We start from the raw sequence: 16,461 nt of genomic DNA on the forward strand, positions 1-16,461 counted from the left end.
GAGACTACTGCGCCATAATCAGGAGATACTTAGGCCGATGTTGATTCAGCCGGCGCGTGCGAGCATTTGTCAGCGATAGATAAATCAGGCAGGTTGGACCACAAGCCGCCGCTGGGCCGCTTTCAGAACTTCCAACAACAGCCGGCTCTGACCGATAAGCTCGAACGTTTCACCGGGCGTTAGACTGTCTTCGGTTGCGTGCGAAACGGCCTTGGTGGTCTTGCGGAGGCGCTGGAACAGGGAAATGACGCTTTCTGAAATCAGGCCACGGCCTTTTAGATAGCCGAGAACCTCATTCAAATTCCGGTGTGGCTTGTTATCCGGCAACTGCGTCCGTATCGCAAGCAACAATTCTTCGACTTCCTTAAAGGATTGCAGAACGGCCACGGCCGGCGAAGATCGAGCCAATTCAATGGTCGCTGAGTCTAACTTGGCCGCGGTTGTGGCCGGCGCATTCTGCTCAGATTGAACGATCTCTGCTTCAGAACGTGCTTTGTCGACTTCATCTGCAAGTTCGAGCTGAACACCTGCAGCACCCAGTCTCTTGAAACGCCGGAATAGCGCCCGAATCTCTTTGGAGAATAAAGCTACTATGAACACTACCGTCACCGGCCAGGCCAGCGCCCCGGTGGTGCTTGCTATGAAAGCTTTCCAATCCATTTTTCGTTCATGTCATGCCAACACCTGCACGAGACACTCAGTTTTCCTACTTGTGGTTGTCAATACCCGCTCCCCTCGATCGGGTGATTTCCCAGTGGAGAAATATCAGCACTCAGAGTGACCCGATTGAAATTCTTTATTTCTCGTCAAGGGCTGTCTCGTCGGCTGGCAATTGAACAACCGTGCCATCGGCGGCAAGCAGGTTGAAGTCCGGCGCCTTCCCGCTGACCTTTTGGATGAACTTCGCCGGATTTTCCGGATCGACGAACAGTGTCATGCCCTGACCGTCTCGAAAGATCACCTCAAAGCGCTGAGTATCGGGGTCCACTGTCAGTCGCAGTTCGCTGATCAACGATTGCAGCCTCGATGCGATCTGGGCACGGAGCTTGTAAACGTCACCGCCACGGCTCGATCGCACTCGCTCAATCAGCTGCGCAACCTGCTCAGGATGCCGGTAGTACGTTAGCGAGGTTTGGTCGAGGACCGAAATCTCGTGTCGAAGTTGCTTCTCTCGCTTCCTTGCTGCATCCAGTTCGATTTCGATCTTCTTGATCCGCTCGGCAATGAATGCGCTGTCAAAATCCGCCATTTTCAAGCCGATCTCGAAAGCTTTGCGCTGCTCGTCCTCCAACAGCCTTATTTTGCCCACGGCAGCATCAAGGTGGAACGCGACCTCATTGCGCTTCGACGAGTGCTCACTCGACGACACAAGCGATGCCAAATCAAGCCGCTCGACGAACGACAAGAACGTTGCTTCGAACTGGTCGTACCGCCAGCGGCCAGTCATTACGCAACCATTGTCACGAAGCGCATTCGAGCACACGAGGTACGTCCGTCCCTTGGGCGGTGCACCCTTGTCTTGATAGTGCATTGGCTCGCCGCAGTAGTCGCAGACGGCCAGCTTTGAGAAAAGATTTGTATATTGCTTGCCCTTTCTGCCGCCCACCGGATGCGGCTTTTTTCCCTTTTCGGGTTGGGCATTCCGCCACCGTTCAAGGCGGCCGCGCTGAGCTGTTTCGAATACGTCCTGCCGGACGATTCGGGGAAAGTAGTTTTGTATTGGCTGTCCGTCAGGCAGACGCCTACCACCCTCGATGCGATTGGGCTGGAACGTACCAATTGCCGCAGGGCTGCTGAGAATTTTGTTGACCGTCGAGTTCTGCCAGCCCCCTTTGCCCGTAAAGGTCGGGACGCCATCGTTGTTGAGGCGGCGAACGATTGTGAACGTGCCATATCCCGACGCAGCTTCGTCAAAAATCTTACGGACGATCGCCGCACGCTCTTCGATAATTTCGAAGCCGCTGCGGTCTGGGGAAAGGCGTAGCCAGCTTGGGCACCGGGCCGTTAACTTCTTCTGGCCCGCACCTGTCCGTTTGGCGGCCCAAGCGCTCTTCAGGCGATGACTTTTTACGTCCGATTCCTCGTGGCTCCGCTGCATGATGGTCAGCGCCATCAGTAGGCGATAAAAGTCGGTTGTTTCCGCTGTGAAGACCTCCAGTGGATTCATCGTCACCAGGATCATTCCGCTGTTGATCACCGCTAAGAAGGGCTCCAGCGCCTTGGTCGGGGTTTGCCGGCTTATCCGATCGATGGACTCAACCAGCAGGTACGAACCACGCTCGATTTTTCCGTCCCGAATGGCGGCCAGAAACCGCCCGAGCCCGCCTGATGCGAGGAGATTTTTACCTCGATAGGCCGAAACGCCAAGATCGTGGAGATCGGGGTCATCGACCAATTCCAGGCCGTGCACCTCGGCATACTTGCGGGAGGCGTCGAGCTGCCTGCGGAGGCTGTCGCCCTTCTTCTGAAGGTCGGTCGACATCCGGACATAGGAGAAGGCTTTGGGGCGAGGTTGTGAGGCAGGGATAACCATCCACAATTATTACTAAATCTAAATTTAATTGTCCACCATATCCTCATGATCGGCGCGCCGGGCGCGGGCAAATCGATGTTGGCCGCGCGCCTGCCCTCGATCCTGCCGCCGCTGTCGCCGAGCGAGCTGCTCGAGGTCTCGATGATCGCCTCGGTCGCCGGCGAGATCGAAGGCGGCGCGCTGACGGCGCGGCGCCCGTTCCGCTCGCCACACCATTCCGCCAGCATGGCCGCGCTCACCGGCGGCGGCGCGCGCGCCAAGCCCGGCGAGATCTCGCTGGCGCATCAAGGCGTGCTGTTCCTCGACGAATTGCCGGAGTTCGATCCGCGCGTGCTGGATTCGCTGCGCCAGCCGCTGGAGAACGGCGAGGTCGCGGTGTCGCGCGCCAATCACCGCGTCACCTACCCTGCCCGCTTCATGCTGGTCGCGGCGATGAATCCCTGCCGCTGCGGCAATGCGTTCGAGCCCGGCTATGCCTGTAAGCGCGGCCGCATCGACCGCTGCACCGCCGATTATCAGGCGCGCATCTCCGGTCCTTTGATGGACCGCATCGATCTGCGCATCGAAGTGCCGGCGGTGACCGCCGCCGACCTGATCCTGCCGCCGCCGTCGGAAGGATCGGCCGAGGTCGCCGCCCGCGTCGCGGCGGCGCGCGACATCCAGCTGGCGCGCTATGCAGATGCAGGCCTGCCCCATGTCCGCACCAATGCCGAAGCCCCCGCTTCCGTGCTGGAGGAGATCGCAAAGCCGGACGCGCAGGGTCAGAAGCTGCTGCGCGACGCCGCCGAGACCATGCGCCTGTCGGCGCGCGGCTATCACCGCGTGCTGCGGGTGGCGCGCACGCTGGCCGACCTCGACCATGCCGACAAGATCGGCCGGCTGCACCTCGCCGAAGCGCTGTCCTACCGCGCACTCGCGGAGGATGTGCGCCAGCTGGCTTGATCATTCCGCGCATCAACCCGGCGGTAACGACTTTCCTTTACGCTCTACAAACCATAAGGCCCGACGCGTTTCGGTTGTGAGTTCCCCGGGGCCTAGCGAGTAGAGCGTCATGTTGCGTTTCAAGTTCCTGGCCTCGGCTGTTCCCGTGCTGGCGGCTGCGGTGTTCGCCCGCGCCGAGATCGGATCGGTGTCGCATCCCTGCATCGCGCTGGGCGACACATCGGTCGAGCTCACCTCGCTGTTCTGGACCGCCGGTGTGCATGTTGCCTTCACCGACGATCCCGCGCAGGCCACGGTGCGGGTCCAGATCACCGAGGATGCCGACGCCGCGGATTTTGCCGTGGTCGACGACGGCCTCGGCTCCGAGCCTGACACCTGCCAGGCCAGCCCTTCGACGCGTCTCGTCTCGATCGCCGCGCAGCCGGTCGACGGCGGCCAGGTGGTCTATCTCTCCAGCGAAGGACCGGCGGATTACCGCATCTATGTGCGCTCAAAGACGTTCTCGCCGCGCGAGGCGGCTGCGCTGATCGTCGGCGCCCGCGGCGGCCACGGCCGCTTCCAGGCGGCATCGCTTTAGAGCTTTGTGTTTGAGCATGATCTCCGCGCAAACGCGTCCCGCGTTTGTCGCGAAGGAAAACCGCTGCACACTTTTCCGGATCATGCTCTGACCCGTTAACGTCTCGTCAACCCTGTTCGGAGGCGGCGCCACCGCCGCAATTTGTTCGCAAGGTCGGCGGGCCATCGTCGCACGCGGCGGCGGGGATTTCAGGCAAGGGTCGGTTGCGATGGGTCGGACGTTCCGGATCAAGGTGCGCATGCGTCGTTTCAGGCGACGGCATCCGAGGCTCGCCTTCGCGATCCGCTCCTTCATGATCTTCTCGGCGACGTTCGGCGGCGCCTATGGTTTCGTCTCCGGCAGCCGGTCCGACAATTCCGGCTACGATCCCCATACCTTTGCGATCGGTGCCAGCTTCCTGTTTGCGCTCGCCTGCCTCGGCCTTGCGACGCTGAGCATGCGCCTGCGCTTCGTCAACAAGCAGCTGCGGACGCTCGCCGCCCACAACGAAGCCCTGATCGACCGCAATTGGGAGCTGAAGGAAGCGGAAGAGCGCGCCCGCAGCCTGTTCGAGCAGCAGGGCGACCTGATCGTGCTGCGCGCTACCGACGGCCGCATCAGCTTTGCCAACGACGCCTATTGCGCGCTCGCAGGACAGGCGCGCAGCGCGCTGGTCGGCACGCGCTTCGATTTCGACGTGCTGGAGCAGGGCGACAGTGCCCGCGAGAGCAGCGGCACGCGCATCCACGACCAGAAGATCGCAACCCCGCTCGGCGCGCGATGGATCGCCTGGCGCGAGGGCTATGTCCGCCTCGATGCCGGCCAGCCCGCCGAGTTGCAGAGCGTCGGACGCGACGTCACTGACCGCACCGAGACCGAGCGCGCATTGTCCGACGCGCGCGACCAGGCCGACGCCGCCAACCGCGCCAAGTCGCGCTTCCTGGCGATGGCCTCGCACGAAATCCGCACCCCCCTGAACGGCATCATCGGTATGGGCGGCCTGTTGCTCGACACCGATCTGACGCCGGAGCAGGCGACTTATGCCAGGGCGGTGAAGACCTCGGGCGAAGCCTTGATGGCGCTAATCGAGGAGCTGCTCGACTATTCCAAGATCGAGGCCGGCAAGCTCGACCTCGATCAACGTCCCTTCGCGCTCTCGACCCTGGTCGAGGAGATCACCGAGCTGCTCGCGCCGCGCGCGCAGGCGAAGTCGCTCGAGATCGCCGCCTATGTCGACGAGCGCCTGCCGCTCGAAGTGGTCGGCGACGCCGCGCGGCTGCGCCAGGTGCTGCTCAATCTCGCCGGCAACGCCATCAAGTTCACGAGCAGCGGCGGCGTGGCACTGATCGTCGAGCCCGGCATCTGGCCGAACGAGATCAGCTTCCTGGTTCGCGACACCGGCATCGGCATCGCAGCCGAGGCCCAGCAGCGCATCTTCCGCGAATTCGAGCAAGCCGACGAGCGCGTCGCCCGCACCTATGGCGGCACCGGCCTTGGCCTCGCCATCAGCGAGCGCATCGTCAAGCGCATGGGCGGCCGGATCACGCTCACGAGCGAGCCGGGCAAGGGCTCGACCTTCGAGGTCGCGGTGCCGCTTCCGCCGTCGCAAGGCGGCGCCGGGCAGACCGCATTTCCGAGTCCCGACCTCACCGGCAAGTCGATGCTCCTCGTCGCCGACGGCATCGAAGCCTCGCTCATCGCCCGGCGCCTCGAACGCTGGGGCAGCCAGACCTGCCTGATTGCAGATGCGGCGGTCGCCGAAGCATTGCTGCCGGAACGCTCCTGGCACGCGGTGCTGATCGATCGGGCGATCGGTCCAGCCGCAGCCGATCAGCTCGGTGAGGCCGCCCGCGCGCATGCCTTGCAGCGCCTCGTGCTGCTGACGTCGAGCTCGCGCCACGAGAAGCTGTCGCCGGCTTTCACCGGCTTTCTGGTGAAGCCGCTGCGCGCGGCCTCGCTCGCCGCACGCCTTGCCCTGACGCCGGAGGTCGCCTCGCCCGATCTCGCGCCGGAGCCGCCACCGGCCTCCGCCGGCCCCGCGCCAGCGAAAGGCCTGTCGATCCTCGTCGCCGAGGACAACGAAATCAACGCCTTGCTGATGCGCTCGCTGCTGACCAAGCTCGGCCACCGCGTCGTCATTGCCGTCCATGGCGAGGCCGCGCTGGAATCCTGGCTCGCCGCCTCATCGGCCGGCACGCCCTACGATCTCGTGCTGATGGACATCCAGATGCCGCAGCTCGACGGCATCGAGGCGACAAAGCGCATCCGCGCGCACGAGGCCGCGCTGGGCGATTCCCAGACGCCGATCCTGGCGCTCACCGCCAACACGCTGGTGGAGGATCGTTATGCCTGCTTCGAGGCAGGCATGAACGGATTTCTGATCAAGCCGGTCGACCGTGAGAAGCTCGAGGAGGCGCTGGCGGGCCTTGCCGCGTCCCGGCACCAGACGGCTCCGGATCTCACGGGAACCTGATCTCGTCTGACGATCGCAATTGAAATCGAGCGCGTTGCGCGTCACGATCACTCCGGGGGCATTTTGCAACCAAAGGATTTTGCGCATGAACGTGCTTTGCCGCCTCGCCCTGATTGTTCTCCTGGCTGGAATCTCCCGCCACGCAGCCGCCGACACACCGGACCTCATCTCGTCGCTGAAGCAGGGCGGCTACGTCCTGATCTTCCGACACACCGCGACTGACGACAGCCAGAAGGATGTCTATCCCTTCAAGTTCGACGACATGAGTGCCCAGCGTCAGCTCAGCGAGAAGGGCAGGGACGCGGCGCGCCAGATCGGGACGGCGGTCAAGGACCTCGCGATCCCCATCGGCGACGTCTACACCAGCCGCCTGAACCGCGCGGTCGAAGCCGGCAAGCTGATCTCCGGCCGTGAGGTCAAGCCGGTCGATGCCCTGACCGACAGCAGCAACGCCAGCGCATCGGGAATGGCAAACCCGACCGGCGCCAATACCAAGGCCGGGCAGGCCGTGCGTCAGCTCGTCGATGCGCCGCCGCAGGCCGGCACCAACACCGTCCTGGTCACCCACAAGACCAACATCGCCGATGCCTTCGGCAAGGACGCCGGCAACGTCGGGGAAGGCGAGGCCTTCGTCTACAAGGCCGGCGGCTCGGGCCCCGCCACCTTCGCAGGTCGCATCACGCTTGCGGATTGGATCGCGAAAGCGGGCAGGTGAGGACCTGCCGCTCCGCCACGATGTTGTGCTACGGACATCATCTGGCGAACGAGCGAAGAGCTGGCGAACACGTGAGAACATCGGAGAATCGTTCATTCCTCATCCTGCTCGGCGCGATCTCCGTCGCGTTCGTCTGGGTGCTTTGGCCGTTCTCCGGTGCCGTGTTGTGGGCCACGCTGCTGGCCATCATCTTCGCCCCGTTCTATCGGCGGGTCCTGAAATCCGTGCCCGAAAAGCACAACCTTGCCGCCCTCGCCACCGTCATCGTGGTGGTCGTCATGGTCCTGATCCCCGTGGCGATCATCATCGCGTCGCTGATCGACCAGGGCGGGGAGCTGTATCAGCGCGTTCAGAGCGGGGAGATCAGCCTGGCTCATCCCCTGCAGCAGCTGAAATCCGCGCTGCCCGCCTGGGCTGCGTCGCTCGGGGACCGCCTGGCCGGCATCGATCTTTCGGCCCTGAGGGAACGCCTGTCGGGTCTGGTCGTCCCGGCCGGCCAACAGCTGGCCGGGCACGCGATCAACATCGGTCAGGTGACGCTGGAGTTCGTCGCAAGCCTGCTCGTGATGCTGTACCTGCTGTTCTTCCTGCTGCGCGACGGTGACGAGCTCAATGCCCGCATTCGCGAGGCGCTCCCGCTGAGCCCGAGCCATACCGCCGAAATTCTCGATGTCTTCACCCTGGCGGTTCGTGGAACGATCAAGGGCATCGTTCTCGTCGCTTTGATACAGGGAGCGCTCGGCGGGCTCATCTTCTGGCTGCTCGGCCTCACAGCGCCGCTGCTGGCGGGCGCACTGATGGCGCTGCTCTCGCTGCTGCCGGTGCTCGGCTCCGCGCTGGTCTGGGTTCCGGTTGCGCTTTACCTGCTTGTTGCAGGTTCGGTCACGAAGGGCCTCATCCTGCTCGCTTTCGGCACCTTCGTGATCGGCCTTGCGGACAATTTTCTCCGCCCGATCCTGGTCGGCCAGTCGATCCAGATGCCTAGCTATGTCGTGCTGCTTGCCACGCTGGGCGGCCTTGCGACGTTCGGAGCGAACGGGTTCGTCATCGGCCCGCTCGTTGCTGCGATGTTTCTGACGACTTGGCACATCTTCGTCGTCGGGAAAGCGCGAGATGACGTCCGAAAGTGACCTTCATTCCTTGGCCGGCCGGTCTAGGATCTCGCGCACACGCAGCGCCAGCTTCGCTTGCGAGACGGGCTTCTCGAGAACATCGACCCCTTCATCCAGGCGGCCCTGGTGGACGACGGCGTTCCTGGAATATCCGGTCATATAAAGAGTCTTGAGTCCCGGCCGAATCTGCTGCGCCCGTCTCCCGAGCTCGCGACCGTTGATTCCGGGCATGACGACATCGGTTAGAAGCAGATCCACTCTCGGCTCCTCCTGGAGCAGAATCGTCAGAGCGCCTTGAGCGCTCGGCGCGGAGAGGACGCGATAATTGAGGTCGCGCAGGACATCGCACACATAGGCCCTGAGGTCGGCATCATCCTCGACAACGAGAAGGGTCTCAATCTTCTCGCCTTCGGGCAACACGTCTTCCGGCTCGTTGGCAGGCGCCCGGCTCGTGCCGAGATAACGAGGGAAGTACATCTTGATGCTCGTGCCGTGGCCGACCTCGCTGTAGATCTTCACGTGCCCGCCGGATTGCTTGACGAAGCCATAGACCTGGCTGAGACCGAGTCCCGTGCCGTGCCCCGGCTCTTTTGTCGTGAAAAAGGGCTCGAAGGCATGATCGAGCACCTCGCTCGACATTCCGCTTCCGGTGTCGGTCACACAAATTACGACGTACTGACCTGGCGACAGCTCGGGATTGATGCGGCTGTAATCATCATCGGCCGAGACATTCACGGCCTCGACGGTGAGCTTGCCGCCGTCCGGCATGGCGTCGCGGGCGTTGATGGCGAGATTGATGATCGCCGACTCCAGATGGTTTGCGTCGGCTTCGATCTGCCACAGGCCCGCGCTCCCGACAGTCTCGACTTCGATCCGTTCGCCGAGCGTACGCTGCAGGAAATCCTGCACGCCGTTCAGGAAGTTGTTGACGTTGATCGGCTTCGGATCAAGTGCCTGGCGGCGCGAGAAGGCAAGCAAGCGGCTGGTCAGCGCCGCAGCTCTCTGGGCACCACGCTTGGCGTGGCCTAGAGCGCGCTGGAGATTGCCGCTGCCGGCCAATTGGCGGGCATTGCGCTCCGCAGTCTCGATGTTGCCCAGCACGATCATGAGCAGGTTGTTGAAATCGTGCGCGATGCCGCCGCTGAGCTGTCCGACGGCCTCGAGCTTCTGCGAGGCGAGCAGTTGCTCCTGAACCTGCTTGAGCTCGTCCTGTGCGCGCTTGCGTTCGGTGAGATCGCGCGTGACCTTGGCGAAACCGATGACCTCGCCTGTCTCGCCGACGATTCGATCGATGATGACGGAGGCCCAGAAGCGCGTTCCATCCCTTCGTAACCGCCAGCCTTCGGCCTCGAAGCGGCCGTGCTCGCGAGCTTCTGCCAACGCGCGCTTGGGGACTCCGCTTGCGATATCTTCCGGCGTGTAGAACCGGCTGAAATGCTGCCCGATGATCTCATCCGGAGCATAGCCTTTGATGCGCTGAGCCCCTGGATTCCAGGTCGCGACGTTGCCCTGCGGGTCGAGCTGGAAAATGGCATAGTCGATCACGGCCTCGATCAAGCGACGGTAGCGTCGCTCACTCTCGAGCAGCTCGGCGTGCGCTTGCTGCCGCTCGGTGATATCCCGCGTCACCTTGGCAAAGCCGATCAGGCGGCCCTGCTCGTCCCTAATCGCGTCGAGGACGACGAGGGCCCAGAACCGGCTGCCGTCCTTGCGCACCCGCCAGCCCTCGGAATGGAAGCGCCCTGTCTCACGCGCTGTCGTCAGCGCCCTGTCGGGCAGGCCCGCGGCGCGATCCTCGGGCGTGTAGAACGCCGAGAACGACTTGCCGACGATTTCGCCTGCGGAATAACCCTTGAGACGCTCGGCCCCCACATTCCAGGTCCGTACGATCCCATCGGTATCGAGCATGAAGATCGCATAGTCGACGATCGCGTTGACCAGCAGCTCGAGGCGGCGCCCGTCCTCGAGCTGGTCGAGCGGCGTTTGACTCATACGGATCCTCGAGACAGAACAGGGCGGGGTTGCTTAACGAATAGGCAGCAGCAAAGTTCCCCACAAGGACTAAGAATACCTCGGCCTGATGCACTCTCGACCGGCTGCGGGCGCAGCCGAAGCCCGACGCAGCGGCTTCTGGGCCATTATGCTGCGTGGGCGTGGAATCGCGGCGCCGAAAGTCGACCGGGCGGTCCCTGAGTGCCCCTTGGAGACCGTATCTGTCCGGGCGGCGCGCTTGCAATGCGGGCACACAAAAAGGTGGGCGATGACCGGGACCGGCTCGTCCGCGAGCAATTCGGAGCGATACCACCTCATCTCGACTTGGCAGTCCGGACATGTCGGCGCTTCGAGATGCTCTGCAGCGCTTCTGAGACGATCAACCATGGCCCCTCTCGTTTTCGAAGGCCATAACGGAATACCCTTTGCCGGTCTGCATCAAAAGATACTCAGCTGGAAAATTGCGATCGGCTCGGCTGTCCGGCTGGCTAGAGCCGCCTGAGCGCCACGCTCTCCACGGTGTGGTCGGCGCCCTTCTTGAGGATCAGCGTCGCACGGGGCCGGGTCGGCAGGATGTTATCCTCGAGATTGGCGAGGTTGGTACGCTCCCAGATTGCGATCGCGGTCGCGGTGGCTTCCTCGTCCGACAACAGCGCGTAGCGGTTGAAGTAGGATTTCGGATCGGTGAATGCGGTGTCGCGCAGCGCCAGGAAGCGCTTGATGTACCATTGCCGCAGCGCCGCCTCGTCGGCGTCGATATAGACCGAGAAATCGAAGAAGTCGGAAACCACCGGCACCGCCTTGCCATCGCGCGGCAGCTTGCCGGTCTGCAGCACGTTGACGCCTTCGACGATCAGGATGTCGGGCTGGTCGATCTCGGCCCATTGGTTCGGCACGATGTCGTAGGTCAGATGCGAATAGACCGGCGCACGGACGTGGCGACGGCCGGCCTTGATGTCGGAGAGGAAGTTGAGCAGCATCGGCAGATCGTAGCTCTCCGGAAAACCCTTCTTCTGCATGATGCCGTGCCGCTCGAGCACCGCGTTGGGATAGAGAAATCCGTCCGTGGTGATCAGCTCGACCTTCGGCCGCGGCGACCAGCGCGCCAGGAGGGCCTGGAGCACGCGTGCCGTGGTGGATTTCCCGACCGCCACCGAGCCGGCGACGCCGATGATGTAGGGCACCTTGCGATCCCGGATGTTGAGGAACTGGCGCTCGGCGTAATACAGCCGCTGCATCGCATCGACGTAGATCGACAACAGGCGCGACAGCGGCAGATAGATGTCTTCGACCTCCTGCAGGTCAAGGCGATCGTGCAGCGAACGCAGCCGGTCGAACTCGCCCGGCTCTAGCGTCATCGGCGTATCGTCGCGCAGTCGCGCCCATTCCTCGCGCGTATAAACGCGGTAGGGATTGTACTGCTGCTCGGGTGCGCGGATATCCATGACGCCGCCTTTCCGTTGCGATCTATTCGCCCTTGCCTAGCCGCCCTTGCGCGACGCCTTCTCTTCCAGCCCCGACATCGAGGTCCGCTTGTCCAGCGCGGCCTCGACCTCTTCCAGCTTTATGCCGCGCGCCTTCAGCAGCACAAGGAAATGATAGAGCAGGTCGGCACTTTCAGCGATCAGATGCGCGCGATCGTTTTCGACTGCAGCGATTACGGTTTCGACTGCTTCCTCGCCGAACTTCTTGGCGCAATGCTCGGGGCCTTTGTCGAGCAGCTTGCGGGTATACGATGCTTCGCCGCTGGACGCTGCGCGGGCGTCGATGGTTTCGGCCAGATCATGGATCGTGAAACGCGGCATCGGACTCACTCGGAAACACATGGGACCACGGCGGCCATCCCCAGCCACCAGCGTAGCATTCTTATGAACGGGAGTCGTCAGGCATCGAGGCGCATCGGCAGCCCGCGTCGCGCCATGTGCTCCTTGGCCTCACGAATCGTAAATTCCCCGAAATGGAAGATCGAAGCCGCCAGCACCGCCGTGGCGTGCCCGTCGCGGATACCGTCGACGAGATGGTCGAGATTACCGACGCCGCCCGAGGCGATCACGGGAACGGGAACGCTGTCGGCGATCGCCCGGGTCAGCGGAATGTCGAATCCCTGCCTTGTGCCGTCGCGGTCCATCGAGGTGAGCAGGATCTCGCCGGCGCCGAGTGAAACCACCTCCTGGGCGTATTCGATCGCGTCGATGCCGGTCGAGTTGCGCCCGCCATGAGTGAAGATCTCCCAGCGGTCGCCGCCCGGACGCTTGACGCGCTTGGCGTCGATCGCGACCACCACGCACTGCTCGCCGAATTTTTCCGCGGCTTCCTTGACGAATTCGCGCCGCGCCACCGCGGCGCTGTTGATCGACACTTTGTCGGCGCCGGCGCGCAGCAGCGTCTTGATGTCGTTGACCTCGCGCACGCCGCCGCCAACGGTGACAGGCATGAAGCAGGCTTCCGCCGTGCGACGGACCACGTCCAGCATGATGCCGCGGTTCTCGTGGGTCGCGGTGATGTCGAGGAAGGTGAGCTCGTCGGCGCCGGCGGCGTCATAGGCGATGGCGGCTTCGACGGGATCGCCAGCATCGCGCAGATCGACGAAATTGACGCCCTTGACGACTCGGCCGTCCTTGACGTCGAGGCAGGGGATCACGCGCACCTTGAACATGGGTCAGCTCCTGCGCGCGTCGCGGATCAAGGTGAGGGCGGCGGCGGAATCGAGCCGGCCGTCATAGAGCGCGCGGCCGGCGATCGCGCCGGCGAGCTTCTTCGCGCACGGCGTCAGCATGGCTTTCACGTCCTCGATCGAGGCGAGGCCGCCGGAGGCGACCACGGGAATCGAGATGGCATCGGCCAGCGCGATGGTCGCCTCTAAGTTCAAGCCCTTGAGCAGGCCGTCTCGCGCGATGTCGGTGAAGATGATGGCGGCAACGCCCGCATCCTCGAAGCGCTTGGCGATCTCGAGCACCGTGACCTGCGACGTCTCGGCCCAGCCTTCGACCGCGACCTTGCCGTCGCGCGCATCGAGCCCGACCGCGACCCGCCCGGGAAATTTCTTCGCCGCAGACTTCACCAGCTCCGGATCGCGCACCGCGGCGGTGCCAATGATGACGCGGGTGATGCCCTTGTCGAGCCAGGCTTCGACGGTCGCGAGATCGCGAATGCCGCCACCGAGCTGCACCGGAATCTTGATCGTCTTCAACATCGCCTCGACCGCCCCGGCATTCACCGGCTTGCCGGCGAAGGCACCGTCGAGGTCGACGACGTGGAGATATTCAAAACCCTGCTCGGCAAAGCTCTGCGCCTGCGCGGCCGGATCGAGGTTGAACACGGTCGCGCGCGCCATGTCGCCTTGCTCGAGGCGCACGCACTGGCCGTTCTTGAGGTCGATCGCGGGAAAGAGAATCACGGTTTCCATCGCAAGAAGTTCGAGATCAGGGCCAACCCAAAGCGCTGGCTCTTCTCGGGGTGGAATTGCGTGCCGATGGCGGTGTCCTTGCCGACGATCGCGGTGACGGGCCCCCCGTAATCGGCGCGCGCGAGCACGTCCGCCTCGCTGGCGGGATTGAGGTGATAGGAGTGCACGAAATAAGCGTGCTGGCCCTTCGGGCCGAGCGGCAGCTTGTCGAGCACCGGATGCTCCCTGAGCACCTCGAGCGTATTCCAACCCATGTGCGGGATCTTCAGGCCTTCATCGCGCGGCGTGATCTTCTCGACGTCGCCGCCGATCCAGTTCAGGCCCTCGGTGACGACGTGTTCCTTGCCGCGGCTCGCCATCAGCTGCATGCCGACGCAGATGCCGAAGAACGGCCGCGCCTTGACGCGCACCGCTTCGGTGATGGCCTCGACCATGCCGTTGACGGCATCGAGCCCGCGCCGGCAATCGGCGAAGGCACCGACGCCGGGCAGCACCAGGCGGTCAGCCTCGTAAGCCTGGTCCGGATCGCTGGTAACAAAGACCTTTTGCGGGCTCTCCAGGCTGCGCGCGGCGCGCTCGAAGGCTTTCGCGGCTGAATGCAGATTGCCGGAACCGTAATCGATGATGGCGACGCTCATCTTGACCCTCCCGGTTCTGGAAACAACCCAATGATGCCGCCGGCTGGAATGGGCGGCGGGTTCGAGAATGGCTGACCCGGCACATTGCGGGTCGGCGGCGGGCCGCCGCGATCGACGGCCCATTGATCGCCAGCGCTGCCGTTCTGCTTCTGGCTCCAGCGCTCGAAGAAGCGGCGCTCCGCAGTATCGCTGTCGTCGGCGACGACGATGTCGAGCTGGCGCCATTTGCCGCGCGACAAGGTCCAACGGCGCAGGCTCGAGGCTTCGAGGCCCATCAGCAGCGCGACGATGCAATCGGCGAAGAAGATCGAGGAGCGCCCGACGCCGAGGCTCGACAGCCCGGCGTTGAACGCGGCCAGGAAGATCAGATAGCCGATCAGCGCCAGCCACAGCCGATTCCACAACAGCCAGAACGGACCGAAGATCATCGCCCAGAAATGGAAGCCGTCGCGCACGAACACGATCCTGTCGGTCGCGCGCGGGTCGGCTCCTGCGGGTGAGGGAGCGTGAACTGTGTAGACAGGCATGGTGATGCCCCGTTCTCGAAATTCAGTGATGCCGCCAGCAGCCTTCGCCGCAAGACGGAAGATGTCAGCCGCCGAGCGAGCCCTTGGTGGACGGGATTTCGCCCGCCGCCTTCGGATCGATCGCCACGGCCGTGCGCAACGCCCGCGCCAGACCCTTGAAGCAGGACTCGGCGATATGATGGCTGTTATCGCCATATAGGGTCTCGACGTGGAGAGTCACGCCGGCGTTGATGGCAAAGGCCTGGAACCATTCGCGCACCAGCTCGGTGTCGAACTCGCCGATCTTGTGCCGGGGGAAGTCGGCCTTGAACACCAGGAACGGGCGGCCCGAGATGTCGATCACCACGCGCGTCAGCGTCTCGTCCATGGGCATGTGCACGCCGGCGTAGCGGGTGATACCCGCCATGTTGCCGAGCGCCTGCTTGACCGCCTGGCCAAGCGCGATGCCGGTGTCCTCGGTGGTATGGTGATAATCAATGTGCAGATCGCCCACCGCCTTGACCGTGAGGTCGATGCGGGAATGGCGGGCGAGAAGATCGAGCATATGGTCGAAAAAGCCGATGCCGGTCGCGATATTGGCCACGCCGGTGCCATCGAGGTTCACGGAGACCTCGATGTCGGTTTCCTTGGTCTTGCGCTTGATCGTCGCGGTGCGCATTGAAAGCTGGCTTTCATCCTAGCTAGGGAGCCGAAAACGCCAGTCTCTTAACAGCCAAATGACACCTTCGCTACTGCGGGAACGGCCGGCCGGACCTCTACTTCTGCCTATGGTGAGCGAAATTCGGCCCGGAACGGCCCGTTGTGCCCTTGGTCCCGACCGCCTAAATCAGGCCGGACAGTGAGGTATTCATGCAGGACTCCCAGAACAGCTCGCCGGGCTGGCACGGCACCACGATTCTAACGGTCCGCAAGGGCGGCAAGGTGGTGGTCGGCGGCGACGGCCAGGTCTCGATCGGCCAGACCGTGATCAAGTCCAATGCCAAGAAGGTCCGCAAGCTCGGCAAGGGCGACGTGATCGGCGGCTTTGCCGGCGCCACGGCTGACGCCTTCACGCTGTTCGAGCGGCTCGAATCCAAGCTCGAGCAATATCCGGGGCAGCTGACCCGGGCGGCGGTGGAGCTCGCCAAGGACTGGCGCACCGACCGCTATCTGCGGCGGCTGGAGGCCATGATGATCGTGGCTGACAGGGACGTCTCCCTGGTGCTGACAGGCACCGGCGACGTGCTCGAACCCGAGGCCGGCGTGATGGCGATCGGCTCCGGCGGCAATTACGCGCTGGCGGCGGCCCGGGCTCTGCTCGACACCGACAAGGACGCCGAGACCATCGTCCGCCGCTCGCTGGACATCGCCGCGGACATCTGCGTCTACACCAACCGGAATCTGACGATCGAGAGCCTGGCTACGGGGTAGGGCGGAGGGGTCATTTGTCCGAGAGCCTCTCCGCACGATCGGTGCAGCCTCTCCCTCTTGCGGGGGAGGTCGGCGCGAAGCGCCGGGTGGGGGCTCTTCCCTCTGGGGGATTGTCCCATTGCGGAAACACCCTCTCCCCAACCCTCTCCCGCAAGCG

Annotated in this window: 15 protein-coding genes and 1 pseudogene; 6 read left to right on the top strand and 10 right to left on the bottom strand. The window is 63.6% G+C overall.

The genetic code is table 11. From position 1 onward, the window contains the following. Positions 1-84: 84 nt before the first annotated feature. Positions 85-660, bottom strand: coding sequence for a hypothetical protein (locus ACVWYQ_RS23285; RefSeq protein ID WP_456726434.1), 576 nt, complete (start codon positions 658-660; stop codon positions 85-87). Positions 661-796: 136 nt separating this feature from the next. Continuing rightward, entirely contained in the window at positions 797-2,533 is a 1,737-nt protein-coding gene (locus ACVWYQ_RS23290; RefSeq protein WP_456726435.1) for a recombinase family protein, read from the bottom strand. Positions 2,534-2,566: 33 nt separating this feature from the next. Here ACVWYQ_RS23290 and ACVWYQ_RS23295 point away from each other — a divergent pair. The 5 genes and pseudogenes from ACVWYQ_RS23295 to ACVWYQ_RS23315 form a co-directional block, all read left to right on the top strand. Then, positions 2,567-3,475: pseudogene (locus ACVWYQ_RS23295) on the top strand (YifB family Mg chelatase-like AAA ATPase); the annotation flags it as partial. A 109-nt stretch (positions 3,476-3,584) separates the two neighbouring features. After that, a complete protein-coding gene (locus ACVWYQ_RS23300; RefSeq protein WP_271543273.1) occupies positions 3,585-4,052 on the top strand; it encodes a hypothetical protein in 468 nt (155 codons plus the stop codon). 208 nt (positions 4,053-4,260) lie between these two features. Continuing rightward, a complete protein-coding gene (locus tag ACVWYQ_RS23305) occupies positions 4,261-6,504 on the top strand; it encodes an ATP-binding protein (RefSeq protein ID WP_404544947.1) in 2,244 nt (747 codons plus the stop codon). An 85-nt stretch (positions 6,505-6,589) separates the two neighbouring features. Beyond that, positions 6,590-7,219: a histidine phosphatase family protein gene (locus ACVWYQ_RS23310; RefSeq protein ID WP_271543269.1), complete on the top strand. Its 630-nt coding sequence runs from the start codon at positions 6,590-6,592 to the stop codon at positions 7,217-7,219. A 71-nt stretch (positions 7,220-7,290) separates the two neighbouring features. Further along, complete coding sequence (locus ACVWYQ_RS23315) at positions 7,291-8,349, top strand: AI-2E family transporter (RefSeq protein WP_271543267.1); 1,059 nt, start codon at positions 7,291-7,293, stop codon at positions 8,347-8,349. Positions 8,350-8,352: 3 nt separating this feature from the next. Here the strand turns inward: ACVWYQ_RS23315 and ACVWYQ_RS23320 are convergent, their stop codons facing one another. The 8 genes from ACVWYQ_RS23320 to hisB all read right to left on the bottom strand — a co-directional run bounded on the left by ACVWYQ_RS23320 (position 8,353) and on the right by hisB (position 15,552). Further along, complete coding sequence (locus ACVWYQ_RS23320; protein ID WP_404544950.1) at positions 8,353-10,323, bottom strand: hybrid sensor histidine kinase/response regulator; 1,971 nt, start codon at positions 10,321-10,323, stop codon at positions 8,353-8,355. 488 nt (positions 10,324-10,811) lie between these two features. Next, positions 10,812-11,768, bottom strand: a complete 957-nt coding sequence (coaA, locus tag ACVWYQ_RS23325; RefSeq protein ID WP_404544952.1) for a type I pantothenate kinase — start codon at positions 11,766-11,768, stop codon at positions 10,812-10,814. 36 nt (positions 11,769-11,804) lie between these two features. Continuing rightward, positions 11,805-12,128, bottom strand: a complete 324-nt coding sequence (locus ACVWYQ_RS23330; RefSeq protein WP_404544955.1) for a phosphoribosyl-ATP diphosphatase — start codon at positions 12,126-12,128, stop codon at positions 11,805-11,807. A 77-nt stretch (positions 12,129-12,205) separates the two neighbouring features. Then, positions 12,206-12,979 carry an imidazole glycerol phosphate synthase subunit HisF gene (hisF, locus tag ACVWYQ_RS23335; protein WP_057025778.1) on the bottom strand — a complete coding sequence of 258 codons (774 nt, stop codon included), beginning with the start codon at positions 12,977-12,979 and terminating at the stop codon, positions 12,206-12,208. Positions 12,980-12,982: 3 nt separating this feature from the next. Further along, positions 12,983-13,720, bottom strand: coding sequence for a 1-(5-phosphoribosyl)-5-[(5-phosphoribosylamino)methylideneamino]imidazole-4-carboxamide isomerase (hisA, locus tag ACVWYQ_RS23340; protein WP_404544957.1), 738 nt, complete (start codon positions 13,718-13,720; stop codon positions 12,983-12,985). Next, positions 13,717-14,367 (bottom strand): imidazole glycerol phosphate synthase subunit HisH, encoded by a 651-nt coding sequence (gene hisH, locus ACVWYQ_RS23345; RefSeq protein ID WP_404544960.1) that lies wholly within the window; start codon positions 14,365-14,367, stop codon positions 13,717-13,719. Before hisH ends, hisA begins: the two co-directional genes overlap by 4 nt. Then, entirely contained in the window at positions 14,364-14,894 is a 531-nt protein-coding gene (locus tag ACVWYQ_RS23350) for a DUF2628 domain-containing protein (RefSeq protein ID WP_157285168.1), read from the bottom strand. The genes hisH and ACVWYQ_RS23350 overlap by 4 nt, the downstream gene beginning before the upstream one ends. Positions 14,895-14,958: 64 nt before the next feature. Further along, positions 14,959-15,552, bottom strand: coding sequence for an imidazoleglycerol-phosphate dehydratase HisB (gene hisB, locus ACVWYQ_RS23355; RefSeq protein ID WP_036044988.1), 594 nt, complete (start codon positions 15,550-15,552; stop codon positions 14,959-14,961). 191 nt (positions 15,553-15,743) lie between these two features. Between hisB and hslV the strand changes: the two genes are divergently transcribed. Continuing rightward, positions 15,744-16,304: an ATP-dependent protease subunit HslV gene (gene hslV / locus ACVWYQ_RS23360; RefSeq protein ID WP_036003154.1), complete on the top strand. Its 561-nt coding sequence runs from the start codon at positions 15,744-15,746 to the stop codon at positions 16,302-16,304. Positions 16,305-16,461 lie beyond the last annotated feature (157 nt).

The sequence above is a fragment of the Bradyrhizobium sp. USDA 3397 genome (assembly GCF_054060965.1).